Raw genomic sequence first — 18,604 nt, forward strand, 5'->3', positions numbered from 1 at the left:
CAGGGCATGTTTCAGATATCAAAAACGGGTCTGGTGCTTGATAGTCAAGCGCAGGCAGCTATTGAAATTATAGTTACCCGCGCTCACACACTCAGATCCAGTCGCGGCGCTGCAGAAAGCGCTCGGTCAACAGCGCCTCGGGCGAACCCGGCTGCGGCTCGCGCTGGTAGGACCAGGCCGCCAGCGGCGGCATGGACAGCAGGATGGATTCCGTGCGCCCACCCGACTGCAGGCCGAAGTGCGTGCCGCGGTCCCACACCAGGTTGAACTCCACATAGCGGCCACGCCGGTAGAGCTGGAACTCGCGTTCGCGCTCGCCATGGTCCATGTGCATGCGCCGCTGCACGATGGGCAGGTAGGCGCGCAGGAAGGCATCGCCCACGCTCTGCGTCATGGCCAGGCTCTGCTCGAAGCCCGGCTCCGCGAAGTCGTCAAAGAAGATGCCGCCCACGCCGCGCTGCTCATTGCGGTGCTTAAGGTAGAAGTACTCGTCGCACCAGGTCTTGAAGCGCGGGTACAGGCCTTCGCCGAAGGGTGCGAGCGCATCGCGGCAGGCACGGTGAAAGTGCACCGCATCCTCGTCGAAACCGTAGTACGGCGTGAGGTCCATGCCGCCGCCGAACCAGCAGATGGGACCCTGGCCTGCCTGACCTGCCGCACCTGTGCCAGCCGCACCTGTGCCAGCCGCACCTGTGCCGGCTGCGATCATGCGCACGTTCATGTGCACCGTGGGCACATAGGGGTTGCGCGGGTGAAACACCAGCGACACGCCCATGGCCTCGAACGGCGCGCCCGCCAGCTCCGGCCGGTGCTGCGTGGCCGAGGGCGGCAGGCGCGGCCCGCTCACGTGCGAGAAGCCGCAGCCCGCGCGCTCGAACACGCGCCCACCTTCCAGGATGCGCGTGATGCCGTCGCCCTGCAGTGCAGACCCGCTTTCGCGCCGCCAGGCATCGGACCGAAAGCGCGCCCCGCCCTGGCTTTGCGGCCCCTCGATGTCCTCCAGCGCGCTGGTGATGCGCGCCTGCAGGCCCTCCAGATAGCCGCGCACGCGGGCCACGGTGTCCGCCGTGTTGAAGGTGGGTTTTTGTGTGGTCATCCGTTGGCCTTCACCGCGCGGTGGCCAATGTCGTGGCGGTACTGCGCGCCGTCAAAGTGAATGCCGCGCGCCACGTCATACACACGCTGCTGTGCCTGCTTGACGCTGTCGGCCAGCGCCGTCACGCACAGCACGCGCCCGCCACTGGTCCGCACCACGCCGTCCACGAGCTGTGTGCCGGCGTGGAAGACCATGGCGTCGTCCGCGTCCTGCGGCAGGCCGGTGATGGCATCGCCCTTGCGCGGGTTCTCGGGGTAGCCCTGGGCAGCCATCACCACGCCCAGCGCCGTGCGGCGATCCCACTGCAGTTCCACCTGGTCGAGCTTGCCGTCCACGGCCGCCCCCAGCACCTCCACCAGGTCGCTCTTGAGGCGCATGAGGATGGGCTGTGTCTCGGGGTCGCCCATGCGGCAGTTGAACTCCAGCGTTTTGGGATGGCCCGTCGCGTCGATCATCAGGCCGGCATACAGAAAGCCCGTGTAGGGGATGCCGTCTTTTTCCATGCCACGGATGGTGGGCAGGATCACCTCGCGCATGGCGCGCGCATGCACGTCGGCCGTGACCACCGGCGCAGGCGAATACGCGCCCATGCCACCGGTGTTGGGGCCTTGGTCGCCATCCTTCAGGCGCTTGTGGTCCTGGCTGGTGGCCAGCGCCAGGACGTTCTTGCCGTCGCACAGCACGATGAACGAGGCTTCCTCACCTTCGAGGAACTGCTCGATCACCACGCGGGCGCCGCCTTCGTTGTGGGCGACGCCGTACTTGTTGTCCACCAGCATGAAGTCCACGGCGTCGTGGGCCTCCTGCAGCGTCATGGCTACCACCACGCCCTTGCCCGCCGCCAGGCCGTCGGCCTTGATGACGATGGGTGCGCCCAGACGGTCCACGTAGGCATGCGCGGCCTGCGGGTCGGTGAAGGTCTCGTACTCGGCCGTGGGGATGCCGTGGCGCTTCATGAAAGCCTTGGAGAAGGCCTTGGAGCTTTCCAGTTGCGCGGCAGCCTGCGTGGGGCCGAAGATGCGCAGGCCGTGGGTACGGAACTCGTCCACCACGCCAGCGGCCAGCGGTGCCTCGGGGCCGACCACGGTGAGCGCGATCTTCTGCGCCTGCGCCCACTCGCGCAGGGCCGTCACGTCGCTGATGGGCACGTTCTCATACTTTGGCGACAGCGCCGTGCCGCCGTTGCCGGGCGCCACGTACACCTTGGAGGTCTTGGGGGACTGGCTCAGCTTCCAGGCCAGTGCGTGTTCCCGGCCGCCGCCGCCAATGACTAGGATTTTCATAGGGTGTCGGTGCTCAAGTTCCTAGCAGGCCGTTGAAAAATCCCCCGCCGACGCCCGCGTTGGCCGCTACGATCTGAAGCCATCGGTGAACGACCCAGACGAGGACGATGAGAGGCAGTCAAGATTTCCAGGGGGCGATGTTCAGCTACATCAGCCTTGAAGAGCGCGTGCCGCAGGCACACCCGCTGCGCAAGTTGCGCGCGGTGGTTGATGCGCTGCTGGCAACCATGAACCGCGAGTTCGAAGCGGTGTACGCCCGCCGTGGCCGCCCATCGGTGCCACCGGAGATGCTGCTCAAGGCCTTGCTGCTGCAGATCCTGTTCTCCATCCGCAGCGAGCGCCAGTTGGTCGAAGCGATCAACTACAACCTGCTGTACCGCTGGTTCGTGGGCCTGAACATCGAAGACAAGGTCTGGGACCACTCCACTTTCAGCGCCAACCGCGAACGTCTGTTCAACGAAGACCTCGCCCGCGCCTTCTTCGAGCGCGTCAAGCTCAGTGCCCAGTGGGGCAAGCTCGCCAGCGACGAGCACTTCAGCGTGGACGGCACGCTCATTGACGCCTGGGCCTCGCACAAGAGCTTCAAGCGCAAAGACGACGACAGCGGCACGCCGCCTGGGCGCAACCCCGAGGTGGACTTCAAGGGGCAGGAGCGCTGCAACGACACCCACGAGAGCACCACGGACGCCGATGCCCGGCTGTTCAAGAAGAGCCAGGGCGACAAATCCCGCCTGTGCCACATGGGGCACATCCTCATGGAGAACCGCAACGGGCTGATCGTGGATGTCGAGATCACCCACGCCAGCGGCACGGCCGAGCGCGAGGCGGCGCTGGCCATGTTGGAGCGTCGGGGCAACAGGAACAAACGGGCCACGGTCGGTGCCGACAAGGGCTACGACAGCAAGGCCTTCATCAAAGGCTGCAGAAAGCTCAAAGTCACGCCCCACGTGGCGGCCAAGGACAAACACTCGGCGGTGGATGCGCGAGTGACACGGCACGAGGGCTACAAGACCAGCCTGAAGGTGCGCAAGCGCATCGAAGAGGCCTTTGGCTGGATCAAGACCGTCGGTGGTCTGGCAAAGACCAAGCTGATCGGTCAGGCCAAGCTCACGGGCCAGGCGCTGCTGTGCTTTGCCACCTACAACCTTGTGCGAATGGGCAGCATCGGCGGCTGGTGGGACGCGCATCATGCGTGAGCCCAGGGATACGTGCGCCCGAAATGGGCGGGAGGGCCTGCAAACCGGCCAGATGGGCCGTTGCAATCGCTGCGCAGACGCGTCTGGGCAGCTCGTGTCTTCGCACTCAGCGTCCCTGATGCGTTCGAAAAGCACTTTTTCAACGGCCTGCTAGAGCTCTGCGTTGTGGTAGACCTCTTGCACATCGTCGAGGTCTTCGATCATGTCCAGGAGCTTTTGCATGCGCGCGACATCGTCGCCCTCCAGGGCGATGGTGTTCTCGGGGCGCATGGTGACCTCGGCCACCTCCGGCTGAAGGCCCGCAGCCCCCAGCGCATCGCGCACCGCCTCGAAATCGCCGGGCGCGGTCAGCACCTCGATGGCACCCTCATCATCGGTGATCACGTCCTCGGCGCCCGCCTCCAGGGCCACTTCCATGACCTTGTCCTCGCTGGTGCCGGGGGCGAAGATGATCTGGCCCACGTTCTTGAACTGAAAGGCCACGGAGCCTTCCGTGCCCATGTTGCCGCCGTACTTGCTGAAGGCGTGGCGCACTTCGGCCACGGTGCGCACGCGGTTGTCGGTCATGGTGTCCACGATGATCGCGGCGCCGCCGATGCCGTAGCCCTCGTAGCGGATTTCCTCGTAGCTCACGCCTTCCAGCGTGCCCGAGGCCTTGTCGATGTTGTACTTGATGCGGTCGGCCGGCATGTTGGCGGCCTTGGCCTTGTCGATGGCCAGGCGCAGACGCGGGTTGGCCGAGGGGTCGCCGCCACCCGTGCGCGCCGCGACGGTGATTTCACGAATGATGCGGGTCCAGATCTTTCCGCGCTTTTCATCCTGGCGCCCCTTGCGGTGCTGGATGTTGGCCCATTTACTGTGTCCTGCCACTGCAGCGTCCTTTGATTGATTTAATCTTGCGGCCGCGATTTTACTTTTGACTCACCCCATCACTACCGCCATGTCCGAACCTCTCCTGATTGCACAGCGTGATTCCACGCAATGCCACCTGCTGCCGGGCCTGGCCAACCGGCACGGCCTGATCACCGGCGCCACCGGCACCGGCAAGACCGTGACGCTGCAGACGCTGGCCGAGCAGTTCTCGCGCATCGGCGTGCCGGTGTTCATGGCCGACGTGAAGGGCGATCTCACCGGCATCAGCCAAAAGGGCACCATTGGCGAGAAGCTGGGCAAGACGCTGGCCGACCGCGGCTTGGCCGCGCCCGAGCCCACGGCCTGCCCCACCACGCTGTGGGATGTTTTCGGCACGCAGGGCCACCCCGTGCGCGCGACCATCTCGGACATGGGGCCGCTCTTGCTGGGGCGCATGCTGAACCTGAACGAAACCCAGCTGGGCGTGCTCAACCTGGTGTTCAAGATCGCGGACGACAACGGCCTGCTGCTGCTGGACCTGAAGGACCTACGCGCCATGCTCACCTACGTGGGCGACAACGCCAAGGAGTTCACCACCGAGTACGGCAACATCTCCACGGCCAGCGTGGGCGCCATCCAGCGCGGGCTGCTGCAGATCGAGACGCAGGGCGGCGACCAGTTCTTTGGCGAGCCCATGCTCAACATCCAGGACTTCATGCAGACCGTGGACGGGCGCGGCGTGGTCAACATCCTGGCGGCCGACAAGCTCATGAATTCGCCGCGCCTGTACGCCACGTTCCTTCTGTGGATGCTGTCGGAGCTGTTCGAACAGCTGCCCGAGATCGGCGACCCCGAAAAGCCCAAGCTGGTGTTCTTCTTCGATGAGGCCCACCTGCTGTTCAACGAGGCGCCCAAGGTGCTCGTGGAGCGTATCGAACTGGTGGTGCGCCTGGTGCGTTCCAAGGGGGTCGGCGTGTATTTCGTCACCCAGAACCCGCTGGACATCCCCGACAGCGTGCTGGCCCAGCTGGGCAACCGCGTGCAGCACGCGCTGCGCGCCTTCACCCCACGCGACCAGAAGGCCGTGAAGGCCACGGCCACCACCATGCGCCCCAAGGCGGGCCTGGACATCGAGGCCGCCATCACCGAGCTGGCCGTGGGCGAGGCGCTGGTGAGCTTCCTCGACGCCAAGGGCCGCCCCAGCGAGACCGAGCGCGTGTACGTGCTGCCGCCCGGCAGCCAGATCGGCCCCATCACCGACGTGCAGCGCCGCGCACTCATCGGCGGATCGCTCGTCGCGGGCACCTACGAGCAGGCCGTGGACCGCGAATCCGCCTACGAGAAGCTGCGCGGCCGCGCCGAGCAGGCTGCCAGCAATGCCCCCAGCGCCCCCGCCAACGGCACGGCGCAGAGCGACAGCGGCCTCATGGGCGGCCTGAACGACGTGCTGTTCGGCAGCACCGGGCCGCGCGGCGGCAAGCGCGACGGCCTGGTGCAGACCATGGCCAAGTCGGCCGTACGCACCATGGGCACCAGCCTGGGCAAGGAAATACTGCGCGGCGTGCTGGGCGGCATCTTCGGCGGCAGGAAGCGCTGAGGCGTTCCAAGCCAAATTCAGCTCCAGCGCCCGTCTATCAAGCGCTAACAGCTATTATTTAAGGAGCATCCGATGATCGACCTGTACTACTGGACCACGCCCAACGGCCACAAGATCACCCTCTTCCTGGAAGAAAGCGGCCTGCCCTACCGCGTGCACCCGGTGAACATCGGCCGGGGCGAGCAGTTCGCGCCGGACTTTCTGCGCATCGCGCCCAACAACCGCATCCCCGCCATCGTGGACCAGGCGCCCGCGGATGGCGGCGCGCCGCTGTCGGTGTTCGAGTCCGGCGCCATCCTGCTGTACCTGGCCGACAAGACCGGCCGGTTCATCCCGCAGGACCTGCGCGGGCGCAACGAGGCGCTGCAGTGGCTGTTCTGGCAGATGGGCGGCCTGGGGCCCATGGCCGGGCAGAACCACCACTTCACGCAGTACGCGCCCGAGCCCGTGCCCTACGCCATCGACCGCTACGTGAAGGAAACCGCGCGCCTGTACGGCGTGCTGGACAAGCACCTGGCCGACGGGCGCGACTACATTGCAGGGGACTATTCCATTGCCGACATGGCCTGCTACCCCTGGATCGTGCCGCATGAGAGGCAGCGCCAGGACCTGGCGGATTTCCCGCACCTGCGGGCCTGGTTCGAGCGCATCCAGGCACGGCCCGCCACCGGCCGCGCCTACGCGCTGGCACAGACCATCAATACCGCGCCCACGGTGGACGAGGCGGCCAAGAAGATCCTCTTCGGCCAGGACGCCGGCACCGTGCGCCGCTAACCAAGCACCGAGGCGCCATGAAAAAAAGCCGCTGTTCAGCGGCTTTTTCGTGGGTGGACGGGGGCCTTGGCGGCACGGTGCATGGCGCGCATCAGTCCACGAGCCCCACGAACACGTTCTGCACGTCGTCGTTGTTCTCGATGCCCGCCAGGAAGGCCTGCACTTCCTCCTGCGCCTCGGGCGAAAGGCTGGCCATGCTCACCGGGTTCTTGGCCTTGTAGCCCAGCTTGACCGACAGCACCTTGAAGCCGAAGCCCGGCAATGCCTTGGCCACCGCATCCAGGTCCGAAGGGTCGGTCAGGAACAGGGTCTGGCCCTCTTCCTCGCCGGGCTCGAAGTCCTGGGCACCGGCCTCGATGGCGGCCAGTTCCGCATCGGCGCCGGCTTGCTCGGGCTCGCCCTCGATCATGCCCACGTGGTCGAAGTCCCAGGCCACGGCGCTCATCTGCCCCTTGCGAAAGCACACGCGCATCTCGGGCGCCGTGCGGTTCACGTTGTCGGTCAGGCACTCCACCATCACCGGCACCTGGTGCGGGGCAAAGCCCTCGTAGATCACGCGCTCGTAGTTCACCGCGTCACCCCCCACGCCCGAACCCTTCTTGATGGCACGCTCCAGCGTGTCCTTGGGCATGGACGCCTTGCGCGCCGCCTCGATGGCCAGGCGCAGGCGCGAATTGCCGGCCGGGTCGGCCCCCGCGCGCGCGGCGACGATGATTTCCTTGACCAGCTTTCCAAAAAGCCTGCCCTTGGCATCGGCGACCAGCGCCTTGCCCTTTGCCTTCCATTGCGCGCCCATGGCTGCGATTCCTTTGCTTGGAGCCAACAAAAAATGCGGCCTGCGCCGCAGCGGCAAAGTGTATACCTCGCCGCCAGACCGACTGGACCGCGACAAAGGGGCGCCTGCCGGTGGCGCCGCGCGAGATGGCGCTTCTTTGCTATGCATCAAATAGCTGCCTGCGCTTGCCCTACAAGCGTTGCAGGCCGATTTCGCTCTGTGCCCGATGACCGCCGCACCGTCGCGCAAGCGACGCCCCGGCCCGCCGGCCACTCCTACAGTCGCGCCATGAACACCCTCACCTGCTTCACCCTCACCGTCACCGACCACGTGGCCCACCTGGTGCTGAACCGCCCCGAGGCCATGAACACCATGCACCCGCAGTTCTGGCGCGAGCTGGACGCCGTGCTGGCCGATCTGCACCGCGGCAGCGATGCGCGCGCGCTGGTCATCAGCAGCACGGGCAAGCACTTCAGCGCGGGTATGGCGCTGGAGACCTTCGGCGGCGCGATCACGCTGGACGACCGCAGCCCCGAGGGGCGCGCCGCCGTGTTCGACCTGCTGACGGACATGCAGGCCACCTTCACGCGCATCGAAGAGCTGCGCATCCCCGTGATCGCGGCCATCCACGGCGGCTGCATCGGTGGCGCACTGGACATGGTGGCGGCCGCCTGCATCCGCTATGCCACGCGCGATGCCTTCTTCTGCATCCAGGAGATCAACATCGGCATGGTGGCCGACGTGGGCAGCCTGCAGCGCCTGCCCAAGCTCATGCCGCTGGGCCTGCTGAACGAGCTGGCCTACACCGGCCGCCGCCTGCCGGCCGAGCGCGCGCTGGAATGCGGACTGGTCACGCAGCTGTTCGACTCGCACGAAACGCTGGTGGCCGGCGCCCTGGCCTGCGCGAACGAGATTGCCACCAAGCCGCCGGTGGCCGTCTGGGGCACCAAGCAGGCCGTGCGCTATGCGCGCGACCACGGCGTGCACGACAGCCTGCGCCAGATGGGCTGGCTGCAGGGCGCCATCTGGAGCAACCGCCACGTGGGCGAGGCCGTCTCCGCCATGCAGGCCAAGCGCGCGGGCGACTTCCCGGCGCTGGCGCCGCTCAAGCGCTTCAGCGAACTCGGCTGACGCACGCGCCGCGCGGCCCCGGTTTCAAAGTTGATAGCTGGGCGCGCTTGCTGCAAGGGCGTTGCAGGCCAATCGGGGCATATACCGCCGGGTGTCGGGCTATGATGCGGCAACCCGCCTGCGGCGCGGCACCGCGCCGCGTTTCCATTCACCAGCGTTCGCCCACAGCCATGCACCTGCCGCGCCCTCCGCTGCCCACCTACGACGACGTTGCCGAAGCGGCCCATCGCCTCAAGGGCATGGCACACCGCACGCCGGTGCTGAGTTCCAGCACGTTGGATGCGCTGCTCGGCGCGCAGGTGTTCTTCAAGTGCGAGAACCTGCAGCGCATGGGCGCGTTCAAGTTCCGCGGCGCGTTCAACGCACTGGTGCAGTTCAGCGAGGCGCAGCGCCAGCGCGGAGTGATCGCGTTCTCGTCGGGCAACCATGCGCAGGCCATCGCGCTGTCGGCGCGGCTGCTGGAGATTCCCGCAGTCATCGTCATGCCGGAGGATGCGCCGCTTGCAAAGATAGCCGCCACGCGCGGCTACGGCGCCGAGGTGGTCACCTACAACCGCTTCACCGAAGACCGCGAGGCCATCAGCCGCCGCCTGGCCACCGAGCGCGGCATGACGCTGATTCCGCCCTTCGACCACGCCCACGTGATCGCCGGCCAGGGCACGGTGGCCAAGGAGCTGTTCGAGGACGTGCCGCACCTGGACTACCTGTTCGTGCCGCTGGGCGGCGGCGGCCTGCTGTCGGGCTGCCTGCTGGCAGCGCGCGAACTGGCGCCGCAGTGCAAGGTGGTCGGCGTGGAGCCCGAGACCGGCAACGACGGACAGCAGTCCCTCAACGCAGGCCACGTGGTGCGCATCGACACACCGCAGACGATTGCCGACGGTGCGCAGACGCAGGCACTGGGCGCGCTCACCTTCCCCCTCATCCACGCCGGCGTTTCTGACATCGTGACCGCCACCGATGCGCAGCTCATGAGCGCGATGCACTTCTTTGCCGAACGCATGAAGATCGTGGTCGAGCCCACGGGCGCGCTGGGACTGGCGGGCGCGTGCCATGGCGGCGTGCGGCTGCGGGGCAAGCGCGTGGGCGTCGTCATCAGCGGCGGCAACGTGGACATGACCCGCTACGCACAGCTGCTGACCGCGGCGTCGGCAGATTGACCTGAGGCGGATGGGCCCCTGGCCGGCGGTGCGTCGGCGCTGCCCGCGCGCAGGGGCTTGGCGCCAGAGTGCAAAATTCCGGCTCCGATCTTTTTTTCTATCCCAATAAGAGGCACCAGCCCATGAGCAACGTCCACGTCATCGACCACCCCCTGGTACAGCACAAGCTGACCCTGATGCGCAAGAAGGACGCCAGCACCAACAGCTTCCGCCGCCTGCTGGGCGAGCTGTCCACCCTGATGGCTTACGAAGTCACGCGCGACATGCCGCTGCAGGACATCCAGATCGAAACCCCCCTGGAGACCATGACCGGCAAGGTCATCGACGGCAAGAAGCTCGTGCTCGTGTCCATCCTGCGCGCGGGCAACGGCTTCCTGGACGGCATGCTCAACGTGGTGCCGGGCGCGCGCATCGGCCACATCGGCCTGTACCGCGACCCGGACACGCTGCAGCCGGTCGAGTACTACTTCAAGATGCCCTCGGAGATGGCCGAGCGCGACATCATCGTCGTGGACCCGATGCTGGCCACCGGCAACTCCGCCGCCGCGGCCGTCGCGCGCCTCAAGCAACTGCAGCCGCGCTCGATCAAGTTCGTGTGCCTGCTGGCTGCACCCGAGGGCGTGGCCACGCTGCAAAAGGCCCACCCCGACGTGCCCATCTACACCGCCGCCATTGACCGCGAACTCAACGATCACGGCTACATCCTGCCCGGCCTCGGCGATGCGGGCGACCGCATCTTCGGCACCAAGTAACGCGCTGGCGACAGGGCCTGCCCCGGCCCTGGCCGCGCCGGTCGCTCCTACTTCAGACCATTTCGGACGATTTCGGACGTCGGCTACTGCGGCACCACCTGACCCACCGTGGCCGATGGCGCGGCCTGGCCCGCGGGTAGCGCCGGGCCGCCCGCGGCCTGGGCGTCGCGCCAGCCAGCCATGAGGTCATTGGCCATGGCCTGCAGCAACCGCTTTTCCCGCTCATCGAACGCGCGCGGCGCGGTGTCCATCAGGCACAGCGCGCCCAGCGCATGGCCCGCCGCGTCGCGCAGCGGAACGCCCGCGTAAAAGCGCAGACCCTGCTCGCGCAGCGCCGGATTGCCGGCAAAGCGCGCATCCCGCGCAATGTCGGGCACCACCAGCGACCGCTGCCGCGCCACCACATGCCCGCACAGCGACAGGCCGCGCGGCAGGCCCTGGCCCGCCGAGCAGGCCTGCCCCCCGCCGGCCGACAACGGGCCGTGCGCACACAGCGTAACCTGCCGCTCGCGATCCACCAACGACACCATCGCCAACGGTACGTCGAAGATGTCGGCCGCGCGCTGGGCCGTGTGCTGGCACAGCTGCTGCAGCGCGGGGCTGTCCAGCACGCCGCTGGCCTGCAGGGCGCGCAGGCGCGCCTCGTCGTCCGCGGGAATGGGCGCGGGGGTGTAGGCGCCTTCCACGCTGGCGCCCTGCAGCTGCGCCACCTGGGCCAGGGTTTCCTCCAGCGACAGGGCCAGCGCGTCGGCGCCCAGTTGGGCACTCAGCTCGTCCTGCGGCTGGGACTGCACCCCACCCCACAGAGCCAGCACGATGTGCACATGCGGCCAGCGGCGCTTGAGCCTGCGGCACAGGTGCCGCGCGGCGGCGGTGGGCTCGGGCGCGAGCCACACCACGCAAACCACGCGCACGGCGTCCAGGTCCAGGCCATCCAGATGTTCGGCGCTCATGGCGCCCTCCACGCGCGCCAGCGCCGGGCAATGCTGCAGCGACAGCGCATGCGCCAGCATGCGCGCCGCGAACAGGTCTACCTCCCACTTGCCGCCCAGGCACACCACCGGCTCCTGCGCAGCGGCGTCGGGCACCGGGTACTGCTCCTCCAGCTCGTCCAGCAGCGCGTCCATGCCTTCGACCAGGCGCAGGCGGTGCTCGGGCGTGGCCACCTGCGCATGGTCGCCCACGGCCATGCGCAGCACGGGCACGCCCACCTGGCCGTAGAAAGCGGGCACGGCGCCCTTCAGGGCTTCGATGCGGGTAGTGCTCAACTCGATGGCCTCCGCAGCGTCGCCCGCCAGCAGGCGCTGGTAGATGCGCGTGGGCTCATCCAGCACCGGCCGGCTGCCCAGCAGCACCTCCAGGAAGGCCAACTGCGGCAGATACCGGCCGATCACCAGCAGGCACACGGTGAGCGGCGTGGACATGATGAGCCCCACCGGCCCCCACAGCGCCGCCCAGAAGGTGGCCGCCACGATGAGCGACAGCGCCGACAGCCCAGTGCTGGAGCCATACAGCCAGGGCTCGATGACGTTGTTGCTCACCAGTTCCAGCAGCACGATGAGGCCCAGCGTCCACAGCACCAGGTCCCAGCCCGGGTCCACCGCGAAAGCGAGGGTGAGCGGAAACGCCGCGGCAATGAACGGCCCCAGGTAGGGCACGAAGCGCATCACCGCGGCCAGCGACCCCCACAGCACGGCACCGGGCACGCCGATGAGCCACAGGCCCGCCGCCATGGGAATGCCGTAGGTCACGTTGACCAGCAGTTGCATGGTCAGGTAGCGCGTGATGCGGTCGCCCGCCTCGTCCATGGCATCGGTGGCGCGGTGCAGATTGCCCCCCCACAGGCGCAGCAGGCGGTCGCGCAGGTCTACACGGTCCAGCAGGATGAAGATCACGAACACCAGCACCAGGCCCGCCTGGGTGAGCGGCCCACTGACCGCCGAGAGCGCGGCCATGAGCTGGTTGGCGGGCGACAGCACGGGCGGCTGCACCTGCACCTTTTGCACGGTCGGCGCGCGCGCGACACCCGACAAGGCGGGAGCGGCCGCCTCCACCTCGCGCTGCACGATGTCGAAGGTGCGCTTGGCGCCGTCGAACATGCCGGGCGCGCGCAACTGCTGGCGCAGGCTGCGCAGCTTCTTGCGGATGGTGTTCTGGTAGGAGGGCAGCTGCGCGCTCAGCTCGCGCGCCTCGTTACCCACGAACAGCGCCCCCACGCCCAGCACCATCAGCATGGCCATCACCACCGCGATGACCGAGGGCAGGCGCGGCAGGCCCATGCGCTTGAGCTGCGCCACCAGCGGCTCCAGCACGAAGCTCAGCAGGAACGCCAATGCCAGCGGCACCAGCAGCGTACGGCCGAAATACAGGCCCGCGACCACCAGCGCCGCGATCACCAGGCCGATCATGAACCGCAGGCTGGGCACCGTGGCGTCCATGGCCGTGGCGGTGTGCACGGTGCGCTGCGGCGGATAGCCCGAAGCGGTGGCGCCGCGCGCCGCCCCCGCATCCCTGGCCGGCCTGGAATCGGTCGGCTCCTGCGGCCCGCTGTTGCCCATGGCGTTGTCCCCTTGCATCGCTTCTCGAAGTCGTGTCCGGCGCGTATTGTCTGCTGCGCGGCCCCGCGCCCCTGTAGGCGGCAGCCGCCACAGACTGCACGCGGGCGGGCGGGCGGTTGACAGCGCACGCCGTGCACCGCGCCGCCCGTAAGGCGCTCCACACTACCGATCAATGACCTAAAATAGCCCCAGAGCGCTTGTAGCAAGCGCGACCAGCTATCAAAATAAAAGCGCCTCTGCCGCACCGCCCCGTCGGCACGCACCTACCGGTCTACCCGAACAAAACCACCGCGCCGCCGCCTTGACCGCCACCGCCACTCCCCTGATTGCCGCCGGCACCCTGCTGGGCGGCATCGGCCTGTTCCTGCTGGGCATGACCATGCTGACCGACGGGCTCAAGCTGGCGGCCGGGCGCGCGCTGGAGCGCATCCTGGCCGCCTGGACGCGCACGCCGCTGCACGGGCTGGTGACCGGGGTGGCGCTCACGGCGCTGGTGCAATCGTCCACCGCCATGACGGTGGCGGCCATCGGTTTCGTCAACGCGGGGTTGCTGGGCTTCAGCTCCGCGCTGTGGGTGGTGTTCGGCTCCAATCTGGGTTCATCGGTCACCGGCTGGCTCGTCGCGTGGCTAGGCTTTGCGGTGAAGGCCGATGCCTTCGCCCTTCCGTTCATCGGCATCGGCATGGCGCTGCAAATCACCGGCAGCGGCACGCGGCGCGGGGCGCTGGGCCAGGCGGTGGCGGGGTTCGGCGTGCTGTTCCTGGGCATCGAACTGCTGCGCCAGGGCTTCACCGGGCTGGGTCCGCAGGCGCTGCCACCGCTGTCCAGCGACCTGCCGGGCCTGGCGCTGGCAGTGCTCATCGGCCTGGGCATGACGGTGGTGCTGCAGGCCTCGTCGGCCACGCTGGCGGTGGTGCTCACGGCCGTGGCGGGCGGCTCGCTGGCGGTGGAAGTGGGCGCGGGCGTGGTCATCGGCGCCAACGTGGGCACCACGCTCACGGGCATCCTGGCCGCCATCCACGCCACTTCCAACGCGCGGCGCCTGGCGGCGGCACACGTGCTGTTCAACGTGGTGACGGCCGCGGCGGCCCTGGCGCTGCTGTCGCCCCTGCTCGCGGCCATCCATCATCTGGGCGTATGGCTCACGGGTGAGGGAGACGCAGTGACGCAGCTCGTGATCTTCCACACCGCGTTCAACCTGCTGGGCGTGCTGCTCATGTGGCCGCTGTCGGGGCCGCTTGCGCGCTTTCTGCTGGCACGCTTTCGCTCGGCGGACGAAGACGTGGCCCGTGCGCAGTTCCTGGACCACAACGTGGCCGCCGTGCCCGCGCTGGCCCTGCAGGCGCTGCGCCGCGAGATGGCGCGCGTAGGCCACCTGGCACTGCAGCTGGCGTCGGATGCCACCCGCATGGCGCCCGTCGCCCTGCCCTGGCAACCGGCCGGCGCACAGGCCGCGAGCCAGCTCACGCGCCAGTTGCAGGCGCTGGAGCAGCTACAGCAGCAGGTGGGCGCGTTTGTGAGCGACGTGAGCCGCCAGCCGCTGTCGCGCGACGTGGCCGACCAGATGCCCGAGCTGCTGCGCATTGCGGGCTACTACGACACGCTGGCGCGTGTCATGCACCAGGTGGGCCAGCAGGCGCTGCGCGTCACACACCCCGCAACGGTGGCGCCCACCACGCCCGAAGGCCACCCCCTGGCCGCACTGCCCCTGGCCTTCACCGCGGCGCTGGATTTCTTTGCCGCCGCCGATCCCAAGGCCCACGACCTGGACCAGGAGAACACCGCACACACCGTGTTCGACGCGGCGTATGAAGCCGCCAAGGCCGCCGTGCTGCGCGCGGGTGCCCAGGGCTTGCTGGAAGTGACGGCCGTGCACGAGTGGACCGGCCTGCTGGGCGACCTGCGCCGCGCCGTGGAACAGGCCCACAAGGCCGCGCAGCATCTGGCGGCCCTGCCGCGTCTCAAACCCACCCCGCCCGCCAACGGCCCGGCAAGCATTACGCCCGGTGCCGAGTGATCTGCGGAAGCAGATCAGGCAAAAGTGCCTGAAACGCCCTCGTATACTGCGCTGGCAGCTATATAAAGCATAGCAATCTGAGCACATCCGTACGGCTGCACTCCCAACGGGTGTTCCGTCATGGGCCGACGCACTGTTGCGTTATGGCACACGGCTGCGCCGCTGCGGCACAGCCGCGGCACGCCCCACCGCCCCTCCCCTCTGTCGCCGTGCTGGCACGGCGCTTGCACTGAGGCACTGCCGCCGCCGCATCGGTGGCATTCCTTCACAAGCATTCAGGAGACACCACATGAACATGGCCGAAATCGCCAGCCTTGGCATCGCCAACCCCTACAAGCAGCAGTACGGTAACTACATTGGCGGGCAGTGGGTGGCGCCCGTGGACGGGCAGTACTTCGAGAACATCTCGCCCATCAACGGCCAGAAGTTCACGGCCGTGCCGCGCTCCAACAGCAAGGACATCGACGCCGCACTGGACGCCGCGCACAAAGCCAAGGCCGCGTGGGGCCGCACCTCGACCACCGAGCGCGCCAACATCCTGAACCGCATCGCCGACCGCATGGAAGCCAACCTGCTGCAGATCGCCGTGGCCGAGACCATCGACAACGGCAAGCCGCTGCGCGAGACCATGGCGGCCGACATTCCGCTGGCCATCGACCACTTCCGCTACTTCGCCGGCGCGGTGCGCGCGCAGGAGGGCGGCATCAGCGAGATCGACGCCGACACCATCGCCTACCACTTCCATGAGCCGCTGGGCGTGGTCGGGCAGATCATTCCGTGGAACTTCCCCATCCTGATGGCGGTATGGAAGCTCGCCCCCGCGCTGGCTGCGGGCAACTGCGTGGTGCTGAAACCCGCGGAGCAGACGCCCGCCTCCATCCTGGTGCTGATGGAGATCATTGGCGACCTGCTGCCGCCGGGCGTGGTCAATGTGGTCAACGGCTTTGGCCTGGAGGCTGGCAAGCCGCTGGCCTCCAGCAACCGGATCGCAAAAATAGCCTTCACCGGCGAGACCACCACGGGGCGGCTCATCATGCAGTACGCCAGCCAGAACATCATTCCCGTGACGCTGGAGCTGGGCGGCAAGAGCCCCAACATCTTCTTCGAGGACGTGATGTCCGCCGACGACGGCTTCTTCGACAAGGCGCTGGAAGGCTTTGCGATGTTCGCGCTGAACCAGGGCGAGGTCTGCACCTGCCCCAGCCGCGCGTTGATCCAGGAATCGATCTACGAGCGCTTCATGGAGCGCGCGCTCAAGCGCGTGGCCGCCATCCAGCAGGGCCACCCGCTGGACAAGAACACCATGATCGGCGCCCAGGCCTCGCAGGAGCAACTGGAAAAGATCCTTTCTTACCTGGACCTGGGCAAGCAGGAAGGCGCCCAGTGCCTCATCGGCGGCGCGCGCAACACCGCCCTGGGCGGCGACCTGGCCGGCGGCTACTACGTGCAGCCCACGGTGTTCAAGGGCCACAACAAGATGCGCATCTTCCAGGAAGAAATCTTCGGGCCCGTGGTCTCGGTGACCACATTCAAGACCGAAGAAGAGGCGCTGGAGATCGCCAACGACACGCTCTACGGCCTGGGCGCGGGCGTGTGGAGCCGTGATGGCGCGCGCGCCTTCCGCATGGGCAAGGGTATCCAGGCCGGGCGCGTGTGGACCAACTGCTACCACCACTACCCCGCGCACGCCGCGTTTGGCGGCTACAAGCAGTCGGGCATCGGCCGTGAGAACCACAAGATGATGCTGGACCACTACCAGCAGACCAAGAACCTGCTGGTGAGCTACACCCAGCAGCCGCTGGGCTTCTTCTAAGCCCATACAGCGCCCCCACTGGCCGTCCCAGCGGGGGCGGCTGGTGCACGGGGGCTCCCCTTGCGTTCATTTGCACAGAGAAGGAGGTTTATCCCATGCCAGCCAAGACAATGAAAGCCGCCGTGGTCCGCGAGTTCGGCAAGCCGCTGACGATCGAAGAGGTGCCCGTGCCCACCCCCGCCGCCGACCAGATCCTGGTGAAGATCGAGGCCTCGGGCGTGTGCCACACCGACCTGCACGCCGCCGAGGGCGACTGGCCCGTCAAGCCCAATCCGCCCTTCATCCCGGGGCATGAGGGCGTGGGCTTCGTCGCCGCCGTGGGCGCCAACGTCAAGCATGTGAAGGAAGGCGACCGCGTGGGCGTGCCCTGGCTGCACTCGGCCTGCGGCTGTTGCACGCACTGCCTGGGCGGTTGGGAGACGCTGTGCGAGTCGCAGAGCAACACGGGGTATTCGGTCAACGGCGGTTTTGCCGACTACGCGCTGGCCGACCCCAACTACGTGGGCCACCTGCCGAAAGACCTGGGCTTCGTGGACATCGCCCCCGTGCTGTGCGCCGGCGTGACCGTGTACAAAGGCCTGAAGGTGACCGACACCAAGCCCGGCGACTGGGTGGCGATTTCCGGCATTGGCGGCCTGGGCCACATGGCCGTGCAGTACGCCCGCGCCATGGGGCTGAACGTGGCTGCGGTGGACGTGGACGACGACAAGCTCGCGCTGGCCCGCCAGCTGGGCGCCAGCGTGACGGTGAACGCGCGCGACACCGACCCGGCCGCCTTCCTGCAAAAGGAGATCGGCGGCGCGCACGGTGCGCTGGTCACGGCCGTGTCGCCCAAGGCCTTCGAGCAGGCGCTGGGCATGGTGCGGCGTGGCGGCACGGTGTCGCTCAACGGGTTGCCGCCGGGCAACTTCCCTCTGCCCATCTTCGACATGGTGCTGCGCGGCGTGACCGTGCGCGGCTCCATCGTCGGCACGCGTCTGGACCTGCAGGAGTCGCTGGACTTCGCCGCGCGCGGCCAGGTGAAGGCCACGGTGCGCACCGAGAAGCTGGAGAACATCAACGACGTGTTCGCGCGCATGCACAAGGGCCAGATCCAGGGCCGCGTGGTGCTGGACATGGCGGCCTGACGCCGCGGCACAGGCAACGCCATGACCACGCCAGCGCCGCCCGCCACCCGCGTGTCGGCCACGCCCGAGGCCACGGCGCTCATCAAGCGCCTGGTGGCCCAGCACGGGCCGCTGATGTTCCACCAGTCGGGCGGCTGCTGCGACGGCAGCGCGCCCATGTGCTTTGCCCGCGGGGAGTTCCTGCTGGGCGATGCCGACGTGCTGCTGGGCGAGATCGCCGGGCAGCCGTTCTACATGAGCCGCTCGCAGTTCGCGTACTGGGAGCACACGCACCTCCTCATCGATGCGGTGCCGGGCGGCGGGGGCATGTTCTCGCTCGAAGGGCCCACGGGCATGCGCTTTCTCACGCGCTCACGGCTGTACACCGACGAGGAATGGGCCGCCATCGAAGCGCTGGGGCCGCCGCCAACGGGCGGCCAGTGACGCTGTTCTAGAGTTGCTCTTTATTTAATAGCTACTCGCGCTGTATCGGCGGC

General features: G+C 67.9%; 15 protein-coding genes. 10 read left to right on the top strand and 5 right to left on the bottom strand.

The features are described 5' to 3' along the window. Positions 1 to 91 precede the first annotated feature (91 nt). A complete protein-coding gene (gene hemF, locus HND92_RS10730; RefSeq protein WP_172206958.1) occupies positions 92 to 1,096 on the bottom strand; it encodes an oxygen-dependent coproporphyrinogen oxidase in 1,005 nt (334 codons plus the stop codon). Beyond that, positions 1,093 to 2,379 carry a phosphoribosylamine--glycine ligase gene (gene purD / locus HND92_RS10735; RefSeq protein ID WP_011805150.1) on the bottom strand — a complete coding sequence of 429 codons (1,287 nt, stop codon included), beginning with the start codon at positions 2,377 to 2,379 and terminating at the stop codon, positions 1,093 to 1,095. The genes hemF and purD overlap by 4 nt, the downstream gene beginning before the upstream one ends. Positions 2,380 to 2,486: 107 nt before the next feature. On the opposite strand from purD, the gene HND92_RS10740 reads away from it, so the two are divergent. Next, the gene (locus HND92_RS10740; protein ID WP_011803559.1) at positions 2,487 to 3,575 is read left to right on the top strand and encodes an IS5-like element ISDisp1 family transposase; all 1,089 of its coding nucleotides are present in this window, start codon (positions 2,487 to 2,489) and stop codon (positions 3,573 to 3,575) included. Between the two features lie 150 nt (positions 3,576 to 3,725). Here HND92_RS10740 and HND92_RS10745 read toward each other — a convergent pair whose 3' ends face one another. Beyond that, entirely contained in the window at positions 3,726 to 4,445 is a 720-nt protein-coding gene (locus HND92_RS10745; RefSeq protein ID WP_011805149.1) for a YebC/PmpR family DNA-binding transcriptional regulator, read from the bottom strand. Between the two features lie 70 nt (positions 4,446 to 4,515). Between HND92_RS10745 and HND92_RS10750 the strand changes: the two genes are divergently transcribed. Both HND92_RS10750 and HND92_RS10755 read left to right on the top strand, forming a co-directional pair. Then, positions 4,516 to 6,024 carry a helicase HerA-like domain-containing protein gene (locus HND92_RS10750; protein ID WP_172206960.1) on the top strand — a complete coding sequence of 503 codons (1,509 nt, stop codon included), beginning with the start codon at positions 4,516 to 4,518 and terminating at the stop codon, positions 6,022 to 6,024. Positions 6,025 to 6,096: 72 nt separating this feature from the next. Next, on the top strand, positions 6,097 to 6,798 hold the full coding sequence (locus tag HND92_RS10755; RefSeq protein WP_088886844.1) for a glutathione binding-like protein: 702 nt from the start codon (positions 6,097 to 6,099) through the stop codon (positions 6,796 to 6,798). A gap of 91 nt (positions 6,799 to 6,889) precedes the next feature. Here the strand turns inward: HND92_RS10755 and HND92_RS10760 are convergent, their stop codons facing one another. Beyond that, positions 6,890 to 7,594: a YebC/PmpR family DNA-binding transcriptional regulator gene (locus HND92_RS10760; RefSeq protein ID WP_015913245.1), complete on the bottom strand. Its 705-nt coding sequence runs from the start codon at positions 7,592 to 7,594 to the stop codon at positions 6,890 to 6,892. Between the two features lie 267 nt (positions 7,595 to 7,861). Between HND92_RS10760 and HND92_RS10765 the strand changes: the two genes are divergently transcribed. The 3 genes from HND92_RS10765 to upp all read left to right on the top strand — a co-directional run bounded on the left by HND92_RS10765 (position 7,862) and on the right by upp (position 10,613). Further along, positions 7,862 to 8,704 (top strand): enoyl-CoA hydratase-related protein, encoded by an 843-nt coding sequence (locus HND92_RS10765; RefSeq protein WP_172206962.1) that lies wholly within the window; start codon positions 7,862 to 7,864, stop codon positions 8,702 to 8,704. A gap of 170 nt (positions 8,705 to 8,874) precedes the next feature. Beyond that, a complete protein-coding gene (locus tag HND92_RS10770) occupies positions 8,875 to 9,861 on the top strand; it encodes a threo-3-hydroxy-L-aspartate ammonia-lyase (RefSeq protein ID WP_047351211.1) in 987 nt (328 codons plus the stop codon). Between the two features lie 122 nt (positions 9,862 to 9,983). Next, entirely contained in the window at positions 9,984 to 10,613 is a 630-nt protein-coding gene (gene upp / locus HND92_RS10775; RefSeq protein WP_015913242.1) for a uracil phosphoribosyltransferase, read from the top strand. 83 nt (positions 10,614 to 10,696) lie between these two features. Here upp and HND92_RS10780 read toward each other — a convergent pair whose 3' ends face one another. After that, positions 10,697 to 13,189 (bottom strand): AI-2E family transporter, encoded by a 2,493-nt coding sequence (locus tag HND92_RS10780; RefSeq protein ID WP_172206964.1) that lies wholly within the window; start codon positions 13,187 to 13,189, stop codon positions 10,697 to 10,699. Positions 13,190 to 13,472: 283 nt separating this feature from the next. Between HND92_RS10780 and HND92_RS10785 the strand changes: the two genes are divergently transcribed. From HND92_RS10785 to HND92_RS10800, 4 genes are all read left to right on the top strand, one after another. Then, positions 13,473 to 15,188, top strand: a complete 1,716-nt coding sequence (locus tag HND92_RS10785) for a Na/Pi cotransporter family protein (protein ID WP_172206966.1) — start codon at positions 13,473 to 13,475, stop codon at positions 15,186 to 15,188. Between the two features lie 289 nt (positions 15,189 to 15,477). Next, positions 15,478 to 17,001 carry an aldehyde dehydrogenase gene (gene adh / locus HND92_RS10790; protein WP_011805141.1) on the top strand — a complete coding sequence of 508 codons (1,524 nt, stop codon included), beginning with the start codon at positions 15,478 to 15,480 and terminating at the stop codon, positions 16,999 to 17,001. A gap of 95 nt (positions 17,002 to 17,096) precedes the next feature. Beyond that, positions 17,097 to 18,128, top strand: coding sequence for an alcohol dehydrogenase AdhP (adhP, locus tag HND92_RS10795; protein ID WP_172206968.1), 1,032 nt, complete (start codon positions 17,097 to 17,099; stop codon positions 18,126 to 18,128). Between the two features lie 21 nt (positions 18,129 to 18,149). Beyond that, on the top strand, positions 18,150 to 18,551 hold the full coding sequence (locus HND92_RS10800) for a DUF779 domain-containing protein (protein ID WP_047351214.1): 402 nt from the start codon (positions 18,150 to 18,152) through the stop codon (positions 18,549 to 18,551). The last annotated feature ends 53 nt before the right edge of the window (positions 18,552 to 18,604 follow it).

It is taken from the genome of Diaphorobacter sp. JS3050 (assembly GCF_013154915.1).
Lineage (GTDB): Bacteria > Pseudomonadota > Gammaproteobacteria > Burkholderiales > Burkholderiaceae_C > Diaphorobacter > Diaphorobacter nitroreducens.

Coding starts and splice junctions, on each gene's coding strand:
- hemF (WP_172206958.1), bottom strand. CDS start 1,096: ATGACCACACAAAAACCCACCTTCAACACGGCGGACACCGTGGCCCGC.
- purD (WP_011805150.1), bottom strand. CDS start 2,379: ATGAAAATCCTAGTCATTGGCGGCGGCGGCCGGGAACACGCACTGGCC.
- HND92_RS10740 (WP_011803559.1), top strand. CDS start 2,487: ATGAGAGGCAGTCAAGATTTCCAGGGGGCGATGTTCAGCTACATCAGC.
- HND92_RS10750 (WP_172206960.1), top strand. CDS start 4,516: ATGTCCGAACCTCTCCTGATTGCACAGCGTGATTCCACGCAATGCCAC.
- HND92_RS10755 (WP_088886844.1), top strand. CDS start 6,097: ATGATCGACCTGTACTACTGGACCACGCCCAACGGCCACAAGATCACC.
- HND92_RS10760 (WP_015913245.1), bottom strand. CDS start 7,594: ATGGGCGCGCAATGGAAGGCAAAGGGCAAGGCGCTGGTCGCCGATGCC.
- HND92_RS10765 (WP_172206962.1), top strand. CDS start 7,862: ATGAACACCCTCACCTGCTTCACCCTCACCGTCACCGACCACGTGGCC.
- HND92_RS10770 (WP_047351211.1), top strand. CDS start 8,875: ATGCACCTGCCGCGCCCTCCGCTGCCCACCTACGACGACGTTGCCGAA.
- upp (WP_015913242.1), top strand. CDS start 9,984: ATGAGCAACGTCCACGTCATCGACCACCCCCTGGTACAGCACAAGCTG.
- HND92_RS10780 (WP_172206964.1), bottom strand. CDS start 13,189: ATGCAAGGGGACAACGCCATGGGCAACAGCGGGCCGCAGGAGCCGACC.
- adh (WP_011805141.1), top strand. CDS start 15,478: ATGAACATGGCCGAAATCGCCAGCCTTGGCATCGCCAACCCCTACAAG.
- adhP (WP_172206968.1), top strand. CDS start 17,097: ATGCCAGCCAAGACAATGAAAGCCGCCGTGGTCCGCGAGTTCGGCAAG.
- HND92_RS10800 (WP_047351214.1), top strand. CDS start 18,150: ATGACCACGCCAGCGCCGCCCGCCACCCGCGTGTCGGCCACGCCCGAG.